Origin of the sequence: Novosphingobium sp. SG751A (genome assembly GCF_013149295.1) — a bacterium.
Taxonomy (GTDB): domain Bacteria; phylum Pseudomonadota; class Alphaproteobacteria; order Sphingomonadales; family Sphingomonadaceae; genus Novosphingobium.
The window spans coordinates 1-17,142 of record NZ_JABGCB010000031.1; the positions used below are offsets into that span (position 1 = coordinate 1).

Consider the following 17,142-nt stretch of genomic DNA (forward strand, 5'->3'; position numbering starts at 1 on the left):
AGTGGGCATGATCTATAGCCAGCAAGATCATCTACTCATGGTAGAGCTCCTTTATACTTCCGCCGTTACGGCGCACCATTGAAGACGGTAAAGCGCTTGAGGAAGGGAACCGACCTTGCATCCTCGCCGCTTTCCTGCGCGCGTGCCTTCTCGGCCTGCGGGGTGAAGCGGTCGGCATAGACCACCGTCACGCCCTTCTCGCCCTTGCGGACATTCCCGCCTGCTTCCAGCGCCTGCCGAAAGGTCAGCCAGCCTTGGGAGGGATAGCCGCCCTCGATCACGCTGCCCCAGAGCAACAGGACATTGACGCCTGAATAGCTCCTGCCGGTCAGCGCATTATGCGGCAGCGCGGGACACAGGCCGCCCTGCCCCACACCTTCCACCGTCCCCCATGGCTGCACCCATGGAAAGCGGCCCGCCTCAAGCTGAGCAATGATCTTTGCTGTCACTTCATCGTAAAGGGCATTACGGTTCCCGCCGCGCGGTGCTTCACCCTCGCCCGCAACGCGACATTTGCTTGTCTGACGCATGGTATCCTCCTTGCGCCACCCCAAACCACATCGGCTTCCCCTTGGAGCGTGGGTGGGCGGCACCAGCGCCGGACAGGGCGGGACCACAGGTCCGGGCTGCACCTCCGGCCGCAACAGCGTGGAGGAGCCGGGAAGCATGACCGGCTTGCAGCCCGGACGGGACCGCCCAAAAGGGCGCGCCGCCCACCCGCGATCCGAGGGGAAGGCCACACCAACGCCGCCGTGCGGCACGCGCGGCGTCAGCAGAACTTCAGGACTTTGGACAAAGGATCGTCACCCGAAGGGACGGAACGCAGAATTGTGGTCCGGGGGCGCCGGAGGAGCCCTGGAGCCTGGTCATGGACGGCGCGAAAGCGGCGGGCAGGATGGCCCCACAAATTTTCAACGGATCGTCAGAGGCACATGCCCAGTCGGGCCGCAGTTCAGAATGATAGCAACTGACCGGCCACCCCTGGGCAGCATTTCACAATTTGCGGACGACTTGGGCGACCGTCAGGAACCAATATGCCTTCAGTTAGATCAGCGCTTAGCGGCGCGCAAGTTAAAGGCCTTAGCATCCGGATGAGAGTGAACGTCGCCCTGCTGCCAATACTGACCATGATGCCCTCTGGCTTTGAGTCCGCTAACTGCGAGAACGACATGGTTAATTTCGACCGGCGGTGTCACATACCCCCAAGCGACACCTAACAGATTAATCGCTGGACTTAAGAAAGCATAATTAGCACGATGGGCCTAGGGGGTATTCCATGGCCACAACTATGATTCCGCAGTCCGATGTCGAGACGACTTCGGTGTTCCAAAGCGATCTGCCGATCACGGAAAAGTTGGATCGCGCTCGTATGGAGTTGCTCGATCTTTCCGCTCGCAACAGACTGCTCAATCTGCCGCGCGCCTCGAAAAGTGCCCGATCGATAGAAATTGTCGACGAGAAAAGCGCTGAGATATTCAGGCTGCTCGTTCGTGAAGCCAAGGTTTTTACATTTCTGGCCGGAAAAGCAGCACACGATACAGATGTCGGCGAGGCGGCGGCGGACGATTCGGATGAGATTTTGGATCTTGCCCAGCCTGAAGATGACGTTGCTGACGAGCGTGGCGTTTTCGGCCGCCACGCCGACACCCGTCTGCAAACCCGACTGACTCCTAAAGGGCTCCAGAAGCGCCTGCTCGAATTGTATTTTGACGCGCGAACGTTGGAAGAGGAGCAGGGCGTCAACATTCTCTATCTGACACTCGGCATGCTCAAATGGATTGACCCCACCAACGCTGCCAACATTCGCTTCGCGCCGCTACTTTTGATCCCAGTATCTCTGGAGCGCGGCAATGCCGGTGAGAAATTCAAACTTCGCGCGCGGCCAGAAGAGTTCGCCTCCAACCTTTCGCTCGAAGCCTACCTTGACCGGGTGCATGGTATTCGTCTGCCCGCGTTTGAGGCGACCGACAATTTCGAGCCGATCGCCTACATGGACGAGGTTGCCGATGCGGTCGCGGCGAAGGTCGGCTGGGCAGTCCTGCATGACGATATGGCACTCGGCTTTTTCTCTTTCGCCAAATTCCTGATGTATCGGGATCTCGATCCGGCAACCTGGCCGGATCATGCGCGGATTAGCGAAAGGCCGCTGGTGCGTGGTTTGCTCGCCGATGGGTTTGATAGTGCCGACGAGATGATACCTGAAGACGCTAAGATCGATCCCTTCATTCCGCCGGCAGAGATGCTGCATATCCTGGACAGCGACAGCAGTCAGGCTCTGGCTGTGCATGAGGTCCGTCGCGGTCGGGACATGGTGATTCAGGGGCCGCCTGGAACAGGAAAGAGCCAGACAATCGCCAATATTATTGCCTCGGCCGTCGCCGACGGCAAAACGGTGCTTTTTGTCGCAGAGAAGATGGCTGCGCTAGAGGTTGTGAAGCGCAGGCTCGATGCCACGGGCGTTGGCGATGCCTGTCTGGAACTGCATAGCAATAAGGCGAACAAACGTGCAGTGCTGGATGAACTGCGCCGGACATGGGAATTGGGCGCGCCGAAGGGCAGCGATCCGGGCTCGCTCCATGCGCGTCTGACAGAGGCCAGAGACCTGCTGAACGACCATGCCGCGCGTATGCACCGACTCCATGCGACCAGTGCGTTGACCCCTTATCAGGTGATCGGACAGTTGGCCCGCTTGCGGCTAGGCGGCGAACAGCCCAACGACATTGCGCTTGATGCTCCTGAAACATGGTCGGCAGACGGTTTCGCTGAACGGCACGGCATCTTGGCCGAGTTGGTCGAGCGGGTTGAGGTGATCGGCAAACCTGCCGATCATGTCTGGCGCGGCGTTGGGCTGGCTTCTGCTTCCCCCATGGAGGTCGAACGATTTACCAGTCGCTTTGTCGCGCTGGCGGAACGGCTGGATCAATTCGATGCCGATCAGGCCGCGCTCGCCGCGACTCTCGAACGCAATGCGGCGCCCAGTTTGCAGGAAACGGATACGCTGATCGCATTGGCGTGGCGGATTGCCAGTGCACCGCCCTTGTCTGCGCAGGCTCTCGGCTCGCCCGCATGGGATGACCGGGGCCAGGATATTGCCGACCTGCTTGACACCGGCACGCGCTACGCCTCGCTGAGGACCAAGTTGGCGCCAACCTACAGCGACGCCGCATGGGAAACGGATCTTGCGGACGCGCGTCTGCAACTCGGAAAACTCCCTGCCACCTTCTCGCCCGCAGCATTCGCCCGACTGTCTTTGCTGGTAGAAAAGTTGCCACGCCTGAAGGCCGAGGCTGATGCGCTCGCGCGATCCATGGGGCGTGAAGCTCCCGTGACATTCGCCGACATCAAGCGCTTTTTGCGTGTGGGTGAGCGTGTGGTGGCTGCGCCGGAAGTCAGCGCAGATGCCTTTGCTGCCGACTTGTGGGACAATGGTGTTGAACGCGCGGGCGACATAGCCGAGGCCGTGCAGCGGCTCGAAGCGGCTCGTGGTGCAATTGGCAGCGGGCTTGTCGAAGCGGCATGGTCGATGGAGTTGAGAACGGCGCGGGCGACATTGGCATCGCATGGCACCGGCTTCTTCAAAATCTTGAGTGGCAATTGGCGCAATGCCAACCGCCTCGTTCGTACCGTCCTGACCAATCCGGATCAGCCGCTGGATGAAACTCTCAGTCAACTCGATGCGCTGGCCGAAGGGCAGATTGCGCGGCGTGCCATTGAAAGTGATGAGACTTTCGCGCGGAGCGCTTTCGGAAGCGATTGGCGCGGCGATCGCTCAGCTTCAACGGCGCTGTTTGCGTTGGTGGAATGGATGCGGTCGCTGAAGGGGTTGGGCGCGGAGCCTCGAATTGTCGCAGCCAAACGTCCCGACCGTGATGAAATCGGTATGCGTATGGCGCGCACGGAAGCCCTGCTGGCTGAAGTTTTGCCCGTGATCGATATGCTTTGGAACGATTTGCCTTCTCAAGAGCTGATGTTTGGCGACGCCTTGACGGCAGAGCGGGCAGATTTGTCAGCCCTGCATGGCGCGGTTTGCGATTTCAATGCAGCCGATCAGGCAAGCGCGGTGGTCGCGGTTGAGGTTCCAACCGACCTGAACCTTCGCCTTGAGACGCTGGACGATCTTGCAGAAGGGCAGCGCCGCGCTGCAAGCCTCGCTGATAATGAGAGTCTGGGGCAATCGGCGTTTGACGTCAATTGGCAAGGATGTGCATCGGCCTGGGCGGACCTCAGTTCCATGGCCAATTGGATCAACGGCAATGGCGACATTCGGATGCTGGCCAGTCGTGTCGTGGACCGGCAAGCGCTGGAGCCCGTCGCCAATGGGCTCGAACGTGACGGTGAGGGTTTCGTTGCGGATATCAGCGGGCTGATGGGTGATCTGCATTGCGATACCTCCGCTGCTCTCGGGACTTCAGATCTGGCGGCAGTGTCATTCGTTCAGCTCCGTCAGCGGCTTGAAGAATGGGCCACTGGCGGCGAGCAATTGTCGAAATGGGTAGCTTACCGTGATCGTGCTGACCGTGCCCGTGCATTGGGGTGCAGCGATGTTGTGGCGCGGCTTGAGGATGGGCGATTGGTGCCTGAAGCGGTCATACCGGCTTTTGAAATGGCCTATTTTGAGGCGGTCCACGCCGACCAAGTCCGTGAACATCCCGAGCTTGGCCGTTTCGATGGAACGTTGCATGGCCGCCTAGCGCGTGAATTTGCCGATCTTGATCGTCAGCGGATCGCTTCTGCCAGTTTGGAGGTCGCGCGCGCGCATCACCAGCGCCTTCCCGCCCGGGACGGCGGCCTGCCTGTTGGCCCGCTCGGGACGCTCAGGACGGAGATGCAGAAGAAGCGCGGCCACATGCCGATTCGCAAACTCATGGAAAAGGCGGGACCGGCCATACAGGCCCTCAAGCCTGTCTTTATGATGAGCCCGCTTTCCGTTGCTCAGTTCCTTGCCCCCGGCGCGTTTGAATTTGACCTGCTGGTGATGGACGAGGCGAGCCAAATTCAACCGGTGGATGCGCTGGGCGCTGTCGCCCGAGCTAAGCAGGTTGTCGTTGTGGGCGATCCCAAGCAACTTCCGCCCACAGCCTTTTTCTCGAAGATGACCGGCAACGCCAGCAACGACGATGACGATGATGGCGGCCGGGTCGGCGATATTGAAAGCATCCTTGGGCTGTTTTCAGCGCGTGGCCTGCCCATGCGTATGCTGCGCTGGCATTATCGTAGTCGGCATCAATCGCTGATTGCCGTCAGCAATCGGCAGTTTTACGAGAGCAAGCTGTTCATCGTGCCTAGCCCTTACACTGCCGAAGCGGGTATGGGACTGCGCTTCCACCACATCGCAGAAGGGCTGTTCGATGCGGGAAGCACGAGGACGAACCAGCTTGAGGCGAAGATCGTCGCCAAGGCGATTATTGCTCATGCCCGCGACCATCCGGACCTGTCTCTCGGTGTGGCGGCCTTCTCGGTGTCGCAGCGACGGGCGATTCTCGACCAGCTCGAATTGCTGCGCCGTTCAGCGACGCCGGAAGTGGAAGCCTTCTTCCAAGCCCACTACTCCGAGCCCTTTTTCGTCAAGAACCTTGAAAATGTGCAGGGAGATGAGCGGGATGTAATTTTCATCTCGGTCGGTTATGGTCCCACGACACCGGGCGGGCGGGTGCCGATGCGCTTTGGCCCGTTGGGGTCAGAGGGCGGCGAGCGACGCCTGAACGTTCTGATCAGCCGTGCAAAGCAGCGCTGTGAAGTCTTTTCGTCAATGACCGATGAGGACATCGATCCTGATTTTGCCCAGAGCCGCAAGGGCGTGTTTGCTTTTCGCCTGTTCCTGCACTTCGCGCGTACCGGCCGGATGACCATGGCCGAAAGCACCGGGCGCGATCATGACAGCGTGTTTGAGGAGCAGGTTGCCAAGGCGCTTCAGGCGCGCGGCTATCAGGTCCACCGTCAGGTCGGCCTTGCAGGCTTTTTCATCGACCTTGCCGTTGCCGATCCAGAAATGCCCGGCCGCTATCTGTTGGGTATCGAATGCGACGGGGCAGCCTATCACGATGCCCGATCGGCGCGCGACCGCGACCGCCTGCGTCAATCTGTACTGGAAAGCCACGGCTGGAACATTCACCGCGTCTGGAGCACCGATTGGTTCCACCGACCGAATGAACAACTGGACCTCATTATCGCGCGGGTTGAGGCTGCCAAGGCCGAGCATGGTATGGAGGCATCCAATCGTCCCCTCCGCGCCGTGCCTGTCGAGATTTTCAGCGTCGAGCGCGAAGATGTGACCGAGATGGGCTTTGTCCACGCGGATGTGACGGCTGACGATCAGCCTTCGAACCTCTATGAAGAGGCCATATTGTGCCGGCCTGCACACCTGACGGAGGAGTTGCACGAAACACCCACTGGCATTCTGACCGGGCTCGTCGAGGAGGCGGTCAGGATCGAAGGACCGGTACATATTGACGAGGTGATCGAGCGCATTCGGTCAGCTTGGGGGCTGAAACGTGCCGGCGGTCGCATCCAGACGGTCATTGAAGGCGCTGCCGATGTGGCCTTCAAGACCGGGCGCATTGAACGGAACGGGCCGTTCCTCTCGATCCCAGGAGCCCCCGTAACCGTTCGGGATAGAAGTGCTGCTGCCTCATCAACCCTGCGCCGCGCCGATCGCTTGCCGCCTGCTGAACTTGTGCTTGCAATTACAGATGTTGTGCGCACCAACTTTGGTGCGACCAGCGATCAGATTGTGCAGGCCGTGTCGCGGGCGCTAGGGAACAAGGCGACCAGTTCAGTGGTAAGGGAAAGAATCGAGGATGAAATCACTCGCCTGGCAGCGTCAGGAGGTCTTGTGGAACAAGCAGGAGTTTTTGTTGTGGCTTAGCTGTTGACAGCCTGACCGTCGCTACGAAGCAGGATCTATTCATCCTTTTTAGTGGCATGTCAGATCGTCATTGCTGTCGAAATTCACTTCGAACTTGGCCCGTTTGTTTGGGTAGTAGCCAGGAACCGCTGCAATACCTGACGTTTCCTGCCCGAATTGTGCCCGTCATAACTTGCCATACGTCCGGGAGCTCGCCGCTCATCGTGAATGGAAAGAAGTGGGACGAAGCCGCCGGCCGTCATCCCGCTTGGAAACGGCAGATTATGCCAGAACCCGCCATTCTAAGGGTGAAGAATGGACGGACCGCCGCGATTGGGTTGAGCGCGGCTAACGGCATAATCACTGGGTGTGATCACGCCTTCCCAATTTACGATTGCTTGAGCGCGAAAATAACCTGCAGTCGGACAATCTCGTCTCGCACTAGTTCGGGCAGATTCATCTCGTCTGGCTTCAGGCGTTGGAGCGCAACCATCACGGTGGAAGGCTCAGTCTGAAGCTGCCGAATCTGTTCTGGCGCAAGGTGCGAAGAAACGGTCGATGCGATCGCCAACGTCGAGGAACGCGAAAGGCCCAACGCCATCAACGCGAGCTGTACCGGACCACGAACTCCGAATTCAAGGGAAAGGGTAAGATCAGGGATCGCTTCGATCTTGTCCTTCCTGCCCGCGAGTTCGAGGACGTGCCGAGCGAGGTCGCTGTAACAGGCGAGATATCGAGGCGCCTGGAAGCGGGCGATCTGTTCGACATCCTCGAGCGTCCTGCGGATCGTGGTGGCGGTCCTCTGGCTGATCCCTTTTCGTCGATTCCAGTCGATGCGTGCCGCGATGATGCGCTTTATCGGATGTCCAAGCATCCAGTTGGTGGTCAATATGCCGAGCGCCTGACATCGTTTGCCTTGCCCGAATGCCGTCGTCATGTGGTGGCCCATCAATTGGAAGATACGTCCATATTGGTTGGCCGCGTCCTCCTCCTCGGGTTCGAGCGGCAGAAAATCGTCGATCGGCTGCTTAAGGTTTTGCAGTGCGGTAAGCATTCTGTGCATGGCGAATGGACTGATCCCGGCATGCCGGCCGACCCACTCGTTAGGCAGGTCGAAAGGATCAAGCGCACTGCCTAACGCTTCGTCGATCCTAGCTAGCGCCGCTCCCGATATCCGTCCGGCCCAAGGAGCATCCATCAGAGTTCCATGGCGCCTGCGGATCGCCGTCAGGTACGATACCGCCGCTTCTAAGTCCTGACTTTTCTTTGCCTTATCACTAGGCGCACCGGCATCTAGATATTCGATCAGGCGCGTCTCGTCGTTGAGCAGCCGATCCGCGGTCCGCTCGACCCTGTATCGGCTGCGGCGGTTGGGTAGGGTTTCCCCCCAAGCATTGATGTCTTGCGTGTCGATACAAATCACATTGCCCTGGAATTCCTTGCCCCATCGCCCCGCACGGCCGGCAAGATTCCAGAAATCCGCCGGCGGCATGTCTATGCCCCAGCCTTTTTTGGGAGCACGGACGATGATGCTACGACAGGGAAGATTGACGCCCTCGACTAGTGTCGAGGTGCATACCATGTACCGAACATGTCCGTCCCGGAACAAGGACTCGATCTCGGTCCGCAGGAGCAGCGGCATGTTTCCGTAATGGAATGCGACCCCTTTTCGCAAAACCTCGCGAAGCCGATAGTCCTTGTGGATGGTGTCTTTGCATAGTTCATCCAGGGCCCTGACGCGCAGATTTTCGGGGATCTCAGGTAGCAAGTTCGCAATTGCTCCGGCAATACCCTCAGCCTGTGCCGCACCGTCGGCATAGACCAGGATGCCGCCTTCGCCAGTATCGGCCAAGACCGCGAGCCTAGCCAGTTTTGACTCGGGGGTTGTTAGCCGGTGCGGCGTTTCAAAGTAGCCCAGTAACCGGTTGGCTTCACCGCGGCGAAGCGTCATGCGCCAGCAGTTCGGATTTTCCTGGTCGGGCTCCAAAAAAAGTAGGTTCTGGCTTACCGTGGCATCATCGCTGCGCAGCGGCTCCGCGACCGTGCCGTCGGGGGCGTCGGCTAGCATCAACTCGGGATTGTCTACAAGCGGAGCGGTAAAAAGGACGGTCGCTTGCGGGTTCGCCTTTGCGATTTGCTCGATGACGTCTTGCAGTAAGATCCCGCGATGACTATCCCCGATCTTGTGCGCTTCATCGACGATCAGCCCGTCGATGCCTCCTGGCGAGAAAGTTTGCAGGTAATAGTGCAGTCGCTCTTGCGTGAAGACTAGAATCTCACGCTCCGTCTTGCCGGCGACACCCCGAAAAGGGACCGAACTGATCTCGACGTCCAGCAGTTCGGCCTCGGCCAATATACGGCGCAAATCGTTCTCGACCTGCTGAACAAGCGCCCGCGTGGGCGCAAGATAGACCACGCGGCGAACCTTGCCGCTGCGGAGGGCCTCGGCCAACCATTGGGCCAGAATGAAGGACTTGCCGGCCGAAGTAGGCGCCGAAACAGAAAGCCACGATGCCCGCTGCGCGGCCGTCCAAAAACGCCGCTGGAATTTGTTGGCGTGAAGGATCGTTCCGCCAGCCAGTTCCAGCCCATTCTCAAGCGAACGTCGCAGCCAGTCCATGCGCTGGGCGAGGCCTAGCCGCGCCTCTACGCCGCCCGTCACCCTGCCGCGCCGCTGTGCGAGATCAATTGCCATGCGGTTGGACAAAGCGTCGAGCACGACGAGGGCTGCATCGCGCTCGTGCGCTAAGCATCGATCGTCGAGGAGCGCCGATTGCGCGATGCGTAGCGCGGTTTCTTCTGACGCAGGGATATCGCTTGGCGCCAGGATGCTCGCGCAAAAGAGGAGGTATGACCAGTTAGGCGCGAAATCGAACTCGGAGCAAAAGACGTTTAGATGCGGGAACTGGGCGCGCACCGCCTCAACCTCGAGGTTCTTGAACGCAGAGAGAAAGAAGCGGTCCGCTAGCAGCCACGCCTGCAAGGATGCCCGCGACAATTATCGCGCTCCTACTTCTGCCAAGAATTTCTTGCGGAACGCATCTACCGATGGGAACGGCAAAAAGAAAAGATGCATGTCGATTTCACGCAGCTGATGCGTGTCGATGCGCTTGCCTAGCGACGTCTTCCAAGCCACAAGGTTCTTTGTCACCGCTTCGGCGATCGCATCAGCATCCGCTTTTTTCGGGTGCGGCGGGTAGCAGGCATCGTTGAACCCGACGAGACCAATCCCACCGAACTTCAGCTTGCCGTAAAGACGGTTGGAGGTGTCGAGATAGGCTTTGATGGCCTGCTCGAGGAGCTTGTCGTCGAGATCAATCCCGTAACGCAGCAACTGCAAATCCCGGGAACGCTTGGCTGTGGCGGATTGCGGCTCGACCAGGAACGGAACCAAGCTCGCCATGCATTCGCGGATCGCGCCTGTCGCGGTCTTGTGCATCTTCGACTCGCCCCACCAGAGGCAGAGCTGCCCGCTCGCCGGATCGACCGACGCGTGCACGCCATCAGCGCCATTGTAATGCAGCTCCGGCGCTGTTTTGAGATGCATCTTCGCCATGATCTGCGGAAAGCCTAGTAGGGTTTCGGCGAGACAATAAAGCAGCAGTTCGCCTCCCTCTCCCGACTGATTGAGATGTGTGAACAGCGACCGGGCTTCTTTTGCGAGCCGGACCAGCGCGCCTTGGTGGCCTGCCTCCTCGCAAGACTTTACCGCCTCGTTGATCTTGGATCGTGGGATCGCATAGTCAATGACGAAGTCGCAGATGCTCTCAACGAGGAGATCGCTTCGCGGCCAGCCCATGCCGTCGAGCGCAAGCGCATAACAGTGGGTCCGGGCCTGCGTACCTTCCAATTCGCAGTGCCCCTCAAGCTCGACAAGATTAGCCAAGAGATCGGCCCGCTTTCCGCGAGCAAGACGCTCAAATGCTCGCGCGAGTGCGGGAGAATCTGGAAGCGCCGCTTGTATCTTCGAGCTAACCATGTTCATCCACACAGGATAGCGACTAAACCTCAGAGAATTCCAGAGGTCGAGCAGGCGATATCAAGCCAGAACATAGATAAACCTGCAGTTATGCACCGGATATCGCAATAATATGCCTTGCTATGACAAGGCCATGATTGAAAGCTCAATACAGCGAGGCGCGATACGATGCGGTGGGCGCCCCCCCCCCGAAGAGGTGAGTCTGCAGATCGCCCACTTGGATGCCTACACGCGAGGAGAAAGTTCATCGTTGCTGGCAGCCACACTTTCGAACCATGAACAGATGGCTGTTTTGTCGGCGACGCGCGTCGAGTTTCGTGCCCTCACCCAGTATTTCGCTGATGGCTTCCTGATGCGCGCACGACGTGGCGTGATGGCCGCCGGTTCGAAGAAGTGTCTCTTTGCAAGAGGATACCCAAGGTATGATGATCGACATGACCGCCACCGCAAAGATGATCAAGTCGCTCCGCCGCGACAATGGCCTGACGCAGGAAGATCTCGCTGCGCGTACGGGCTGCGGCCTTGCCACGATCCAGCGTGCCGAGGCTGGCAAACCGCTAGCCCATCCCGAATGCGCTTGCGTCAGCGAGCTTGGATCACAATGCCCCCGAAGCGTGCCTCCTCTGCCCAGCAAGCAACGCCATTCACATAGACTTCATTGCTGTCGTAGGTTTCTGAATTGTCCGCATAGGCGGCTGCGTACCCACCGAATGGGCCAGTCTGGAAAAGTTTTAAACGACGACCCTCGGCATCGGTAACGCGTTCTGCACAGCTATCGCAGATATAGCGAGGGTAGCGCGGGCTTTCTTCCACGTGTGCGCGGCAAATTGGGCATTCTTGGCTCATGGATTGCCTACTTTCTTGATGCCTATCAGTGCTTATGCTTGCTTGGCTGTAACGCCTTGGGCCCAGAGGCCTTCGAACAACCGATCGACACTCGCCTGAGATTCAGGTCTACCCATCACACGATACCGGGATAAATGCGGTAGGCCGATCAGGGTTACACCATTAGCTTCACCGCGTGATGCTGAAACGCTTCCCCAGCCGATCGGGAGCTTTTGGATCGCTTTGATTCCTAGAATGGCTGCCATTTCTTTTGTGACTAGGCCCGCCATGGTGATCACGACGCGGGGGCGGGCGGTTGACAGCACGTCTCGCCAAATTTCCCTGCCAAATTCTAACGATTGGACGGGTTGTTTGAGTGACCGCCAATCTCGTGATCGGAAGGGGATGAAATTGCCAGCCAGCACATTTTCAGGGGCGACGCCTAAGCGCGCGAAAATGGCTTGGACCTGCTTTTGCAATGGGCTCTTCCCGCTTTCAGCTCCGGCCCAGCTTTCGCAGCAATAAGCGCTGCCAGCGTCGGTGGAGAAGATGGCTGGTTGTGGTTCTGATCCTCCGGGGTTGAGCCCCACGAAAGCAACATCGGCTCCGTTCAAGACAGAGGCAGGACTGTATAGGAAGCGCCAGCCCAAATCATTGCCACTCGCTTCATAGGCAAGCCTGATGCGCTCTTCGAGGTCGGACGCTGGGGTATTCATGATCGAGCAGTCATCCATTCTTGGGCCATTCTATTATTGATCTTATTGCCCGCCTCTGGCCAAAGTGCAAAAATAATAAATGCCCCATACCTCGATCCCGAAAGCCTTATGGGCAGACAGGACCGGGGTTGGATTATCGGTTAACGTTCGCTCCCCCTAACTTTCCCGCCACAGCGACCGTTACGCGGGAGGTCCGATAGCCGTCCTTGGTTCAGGGGTGGGCGAGGCGCGTGGAATGGCCAGTGTTGGTGTAAGCTGATGGGGTGGACGCCCCCCGACGGCATCGATGTGCCATGGTGGAGGTGTTGAAGCACCACTTGTAGGAGGCGTCCGTGTCACAGGTTATCACAATCGGGTTGGATATCGCCAAGAATGTGTTCCACGCTCACGGTGCCGATGAGCGCGGCGTGGCGGTGTTCAGCCGCAAACTGAGCCGCAGCAAGTTGCTCGATTTCTTCGCTGCCCAGCCTGCATGCCTTGTCGCAATGGAGGCATGTAGCGGGGCGCATCACTGGGCGCGCGAGCTGACCCGGCTCGGACATGAGGTGCGACTGATCCCACCGGCCTACGTCAAACCATTCGTGAAACGGCATAAGAACGATGCAATCGATGCAGAAGCGATCTGCGAGGCGGCGCAGCGGCCGGGCATGCGTTTCGTTGCAATCAAAACGGAGGAGCAGCAGGCTGCCGGCATGGTCTTCCGGACCCGCGATGTTCTGGTTCGTCAGCGCACACAGCTTATCAATGCCCTGCGCGGCCATCTCGCCGAATATGGCTGGGTCGCACCGCGCGGCGTGGCCCAGGTGGCGATGCTGGCGGACCTGATCGAAGAAGAGGAGATGGCCTCCTCGCTGCCCGAGGCGGCGCGCACCATGCTTGCGGTGATGACCGACATGCTCGCCGTGCTCGACCACCGCATTGCCGGCCTGGACAAGGAGATCGCCCGGCGTGCCCGCGAGGATGAGGTCGCGCGCCGGTTGATGACGATCCCCGGTATCGGACCGATCGCGGCCACCGCGATCGTGGCGCTCGCGCCACAGGCCGCAACGTTCGATAAGGGGCGCGATTTTGCCGCCTGGCTGGGTCTTGCCCCGCTCCAGCATCCTACGGGGGGCAAGCAGAAACTCGGGCGCATATCGAAAATGGGCGAGCGAACGATCAGACGACTGCTCATCATCGGGGGAAGCGCGGTGGTGCGACAAGCCACCATGCGTGGCGCACCGGCAGGCTCATGGCTCGAAGGCATGCTGGCGCGAAAACCTCGCATGCTGGTCTCTGTGGCGCTCGCCAACAAGATGGCGCGCATCGCCTGGGCGCTCATGACCAGGCAGGAAGATTACAAAGCTCCGGTCGCTGTCGCGGCGTAGCGCTGCGGCAAAAGACCAGAGGTCGTCGGAGACGTAGGCGGTCGAAGGAGGGTATGGCAAAACAGTCGGTTAGACGGGGTCGGAAAACCAGGGAATGTCGAAGCGCCAACCAAGCGCGCTAAGCCGATGTGGATCCGGTCCGCGAACTCCCATACTGGCCCGCAGCCAAAGGCTGCATCCAGAGGCCGGACAGACGAGAGCACCTGACTACGCGCCAGACCTCATTTTCCGCTTGCTTCTTTAGGGGCCGTCCACAGACGACCTTCCCGGCACCGTATCGGAACGACGATAGTTGGTCGCCACCGGTCGCGGCAACGCTCGAGAACGTTCAGTCAGGCCGTAACTCGATGTTCCCGGCACCATATAGAAACGGCGAAAGTTGGATTGACCGCTTCCAGTTCGCCGTGATGGAAATTACCGCCGCGATTCCAGACGTTCAGCGGCTTGGGTTTGGCCTCGTTCTGATTTTATGCGCTGATCCAGAGCCTTGCGTGAGCGTTCGACATAGGCGCGGCAGGCTCCCGGCTGGTTGCTGTATCGGCCTTTGCCCGCATTGTCTGGGTGGGCGGAAATCAGGATGTCGCAGGGCGTCGCACTCATCACGGCATAGCTGCTGTGAAAACCAGCGACGATCGGGCGGGCGGGCGGCGCGGTATAGCGATAATCGTCGGTCGAAACCGGGTTCAGACTGGAGGCGAACACGATTGTCCGGCATGTCCGCCCTTCGCACGATTGCCAGCGCCAGCTCAGGCTGCCCATCGTATGCCCCGGCGTCGCCAGCGCTGTGACTGTCGTATTGCCTAGCCGCAGCGTCTGGCCGCCACGGATCGCCTGCACTTTCGCAACCGCCGGCCATGAGGAATTATAGCCCCGCTGCGGATCGTCGGCCGCCATGCGACCGGCCATCAGCCCCTGCGCGCCGCGCGGGCTGGCAAGCACTGTCGCGCCGGTATCGCGCGCCAGCGCGGCTATGCCGCCCGCATGGTCGAAATGGGGTTCGGTGCTCAGAATATATTTGATGTCGCGCGGGCGAAAGCCAAGCCGCCTGACATTGTTGAGGATGGCGGGTGCAGCCTGCGGCAAGGCACCGTCGATCAGGATCAGGCCCGCCCCGGTATCGATCAAGGCAACGCTCAGGCCGCCAAAGCCCACAAGATAACTCTTGCCAAAGATCTTCTCAGGCGGCGCTGGGGCCAACCATTCAGCGGTACGGGAACCGATGATCGGCTTGGTCAGCGAGTCCTGCGCGGTTTGCGCCGACAGGCTGAAAGGGGCCAACAAAGCTGCCAATGTACCCGCTGCCATCCATTGTGTTCTCGACATCTGCACGTCTCCTTCGCAAGGAAAACTGCGGCAGGGGAGGCGTCGAAACAAAGCATCATTTCTCGACAGAGCCATGAGTTTGCTTGATGGTTTGGCCATGCACCGCGCCCAGCTTCCCCTCAACGCCCTGCGCGCTTTCGAAGCGGCGGCGCGCCATCTCAACTTCACCCGCGCTGCCATCGAACTGTGCGTCAGCCAGGGGGCCGTCAGCCATCAGGTTGCGCAACTGGAGCGGCGGCTGGGCACGCGTCTGTTCCATCGCCTGCCGCGCGGCCTGGCGCTGACCGATGATGGACAGGCGCTGGTGCCGGTACTGGCCGACATGTTCGACCGGGTGGGCGCGGTTCTCGACCAATATGCGGACGGACGGTTTCGCGCCGTGCTCAACATCGGCGTCGTCGGCACCTTTGCAACCGGCTGGCTGCTCCACAGGCTGGAAGGCTTCGCGCGCGCCTGCCCCCACATTGACCTGCGGGTTTCCACCAATAACAACCGCGTCGACATCGCGGCCGAAGCGCTCGATTTCGCCATCCGGTTCGGAGACGGCGCTTGGCATGGCACCTTTGCCGAACCTCTGTTCGAGGCCAGTCTGACCCCGCTTTGCGCGCAGCCGATCGCCGCCCGCCTGAACAGTCCGCGCGACCTCGCACAGGAGTCCCTGCTGCGTTCGTACAGGCCCGATGAATGGCGTCGGTGGTTCGAGGCGGCGGGCTGCCCGCAACCCGTTTTGCGCGGCCCGGTGTTCGACAGCTCCGCCTTGATGGTGGCGGCGGCAACCAACGGGTTGGGTGTGGCGCTGGCGCCCGCAGCCATGTTCACCCGCGAACTGATCGCCGAGCGTCTGGTCCAGCCCTTCGACATTGCAGTCGATGCCGGACGCTACTGGCTGACGCGGCTGCTATCCCGCAAGGAAAGTGACGCCATGCGGTCCTTCCGCCAATGGCTAATGCGCGAGGCGGCGGCAGAAGCTCGATGGTGCTCTGAATAATGAGCGCCAGCAAAGATGGGGTTCTGCCGGGCGGATCGATTCTTGTTCAGCCCCAATTGCGGTCGTTCGGTCGCTGTGGTCCGCGTCCTGAAAGCAGTCATTCAGTCATGCGAACGTTTACTAAGTTTCCACAAAAAGCTTAGATGCGCCTGAGGGGGAAGCTATGGCAGATGAAACTAAGCTTAAGCGATACACCACGCTTGCGAGCGCTGTGGATATGCTTGTCAACGAGCGCCTGGCACTGCTCGATCCTTCAAAATGGAAGGACACCAACGATACACATTTCCTTGGTGCGTTTCAGGACAGCGTAAAGGCTAAAAGCATCTACGCAGCCTGCTTCACCCAGGCTGCCGAAACCTATCATCACTGGCAGGTATTTGCCGGGGAGAACGAGGGCGTCTGCGTCGAAATCGACAAAGAAGCTCTGCTTGGATCGCTGGTGGAGCAACGGGCATATATGTGGGATGATATGAAATACCGGACGCTTCAGCAGTTGGAGCGCCGGAGACAAATCAATGCCTACGAACTGCCTTTTCTCAAGCGCAAAGGCTTCTCCGACGAGAAGGAGTTTCGGCTCCTTTATCACTCGAGCCGGCCACAGAAGTCCGTCCACGTTGTTCCTATTAAGCGGAGATGGATTAAGCGCATCATCTTGAATCCATGGATCAATGACGCGCTGTTCGAGTCGATGCGAACTGCTCTGAAATCAATTCCCGGCTGCGGCAATGTAAGCGTGATACACACCTCGCTAATCAACAACGCCGAATGGAAGGATGCTTGTGAGAAAGTCACGGAGCTCCAAACAGTAAGGCGGCCCCTATCTCGATCTGTGCGTTAATGCCAATCCGACCAGGCATTGTCTGACCACCAGATATCCCAAACTATGTCGCTTGCAGCGGTCGTAATCGTCTCGCGCCTGCATTCCTGACATTCAGCGCCCATGATCGGAGCTTCCAAACCGGTCGTAGGTTCATTCTGGCATTGAGATGGTGGAATGCTGGGGCGTGGGACGTTCCACTCGTTCCCAAGCAACAGGCCGAATGACGGATCTTGCCAGCCCCCCCAGGCATCGGTACCTACCGACTCATCCCAAGGCCGCC

General features: G+C 59.5%; 9 protein-coding genes and 2 pseudogenes. 5 read left to right on the forward strand and 6 right to left on the reverse strand.

Annotated elements, in window-relative coordinates; all coding sequences use genetic code 11:
• Window positions 1–71 precede the first annotated feature (71 nt).
• Window positions 72–530, reverse strand: a pseudogene (locus FHW96_RS24155) (ArdC-like ssDNA-binding domain-containing protein); the annotation flags it as partial.
• A 746-nt stretch (window positions 531–1,276) separates the two neighbouring features.
• Between FHW96_RS24155 and FHW96_RS24160 the strand changes: the two are divergent.
• Window positions 1,277–6,865, forward strand: coding sequence for a DUF3320 domain-containing protein (locus FHW96_RS24160; RefSeq protein WP_172343124.1), 5,589 nt, complete (start codon window positions 1,277–1,279; stop codon window positions 6,863–6,865).
• 367 nt (window positions 6,866–7,232) lie between these two features.
• Here FHW96_RS24160 and FHW96_RS24165 read toward each other — a convergent pair whose 3' ends face one another.
• On the reverse strand, window positions 7,233–9,842 hold the full coding sequence (locus FHW96_RS24165; RefSeq protein WP_172343125.1) for a DEAD/DEAH box helicase: 2,610 nt from the start codon (window positions 9,840–9,842) through the stop codon (window positions 7,233–7,235).
• Window positions 9,843–10,829, reverse strand: coding sequence for a DUF1837 domain-containing protein (locus tag FHW96_RS24170; RefSeq protein WP_172343126.1), 987 nt, complete (start codon window positions 10,827–10,829; stop codon window positions 9,843–9,845). It lies immediately after the preceding gene.
• 446 nt (window positions 10,830–11,275) lie between these two features.
• On the opposite strand from FHW96_RS24170, the pseudogene FHW96_RS26870 reads away from it, so the two are divergent.
• Window positions 11,276–11,380: pseudogene (locus tag FHW96_RS26870) on the forward strand (helix-turn-helix domain-containing protein); the annotation flags it as partial.
• A gap of 25 nt (window positions 11,381–11,405) precedes the next feature.
• Here the strand turns inward: FHW96_RS26870 and FHW96_RS26360 are convergent.
• A complete protein-coding gene (locus FHW96_RS26360) occupies window positions 11,406–11,669 on the reverse strand; it encodes a hypothetical protein (protein WP_253951228.1) in 264 nt (87 codons plus the stop codon).
• A gap of 32 nt (window positions 11,670–11,701) precedes the next feature.
• Window positions 11,702–12,364, reverse strand: coding sequence for a uracil-DNA glycosylase family protein (locus tag FHW96_RS24180; protein WP_172343128.1), 663 nt, complete (start codon window positions 12,362–12,364; stop codon window positions 11,702–11,704).
• Window positions 12,365–12,696: 332 nt separating this feature from the next.
• On the opposite strand from FHW96_RS24180, the gene FHW96_RS24185 reads away from it, so the two are divergent.
• Window positions 12,697–13,731 carry an IS110 family transposase gene (locus FHW96_RS24185; RefSeq protein WP_172343129.1) on the forward strand — a complete coding sequence of 345 codons (1,035 nt, stop codon included), beginning with the start codon at window positions 12,697–12,699 and terminating at the stop codon, window positions 13,729–13,731.
• Between the two features lie 414 nt (window positions 13,732–14,145).
• Here FHW96_RS24185 and bla read toward each other — a convergent pair whose 3' ends face one another.
• Entirely contained in the window at window positions 14,146–15,036 is an 891-nt protein-coding gene (gene bla / locus FHW96_RS24190; protein ID WP_172343139.1) for a subclass B3 metallo-beta-lactamase, read from the reverse strand.
• 115 nt (window positions 15,037–15,151) lie between these two features.
• Between bla and FHW96_RS24195 the strand changes: the two genes are divergently transcribed.
• Together FHW96_RS24195 and FHW96_RS24200 are read left to right on the forward strand one after the other, a co-directional pair.
• Window positions 15,152–16,042, forward strand: coding sequence for a LysR family transcriptional regulator (locus FHW96_RS24195; RefSeq protein ID WP_172343140.1), 891 nt, complete (start codon window positions 15,152–15,154; stop codon window positions 16,040–16,042).
• Window positions 16,043–16,205: 163 nt separating this feature from the next.
• Window positions 16,206–16,880 (forward strand): DUF2971 domain-containing protein, encoded by a 675-nt coding sequence (locus tag FHW96_RS24200; RefSeq protein ID WP_172343130.1) that lies wholly within the window; start codon window positions 16,206–16,208, stop codon window positions 16,878–16,880.
• Window positions 16,881–17,142 lie beyond the last annotated feature (262 nt).

What these genes read in the sequence shown, in the direction of transcription:
- FHW96_RS26360 (WP_253951228.1), bottom strand. Translation starts at nt 11,669, where the DNA reads ATGAGCCAAGAATGCCCAATTTGCCGCGCACACGTGGAAGAAAGCCCG.
- bla (WP_172343139.1), bottom strand. Translation starts at nt 15,036, where the DNA reads ATGGCAGCGGGTACATTGGCAGCTTTGTTGGCCCCTTTCAGCCTGTCG.
- FHW96_RS24180 (WP_172343128.1), bottom strand. Translation starts at nt 12,364, where the DNA reads ATGAATACCCCAGCGTCCGACCTCGAAGAGCGCATCAGGCTTGCCTAT.
- FHW96_RS24170 (WP_172343126.1), bottom strand. Translation starts at nt 10,829, where the DNA reads ATGAACATGGTTAGCTCGAAGATACAAGCGGCGCTTCCAGATTCTCCC.
- FHW96_RS24160 (WP_172343124.1), top strand. Translation starts at nt 1,277, where the DNA reads ATGGCCACAACTATGATTCCGCAGTCCGATGTCGAGACGACTTCGGTG.
- FHW96_RS24195 (WP_172343140.1), top strand. Translation starts at nt 15,152, where the DNA reads ATGCACCGCGCCCAGCTTCCCCTCAACGCCCTGCGCGCTTTCGAAGCG.
- FHW96_RS24200 (WP_172343130.1), top strand. Translation starts at nt 16,206, where the DNA reads ATGGCAGATGAAACTAAGCTTAAGCGATACACCACGCTTGCGAGCGCT.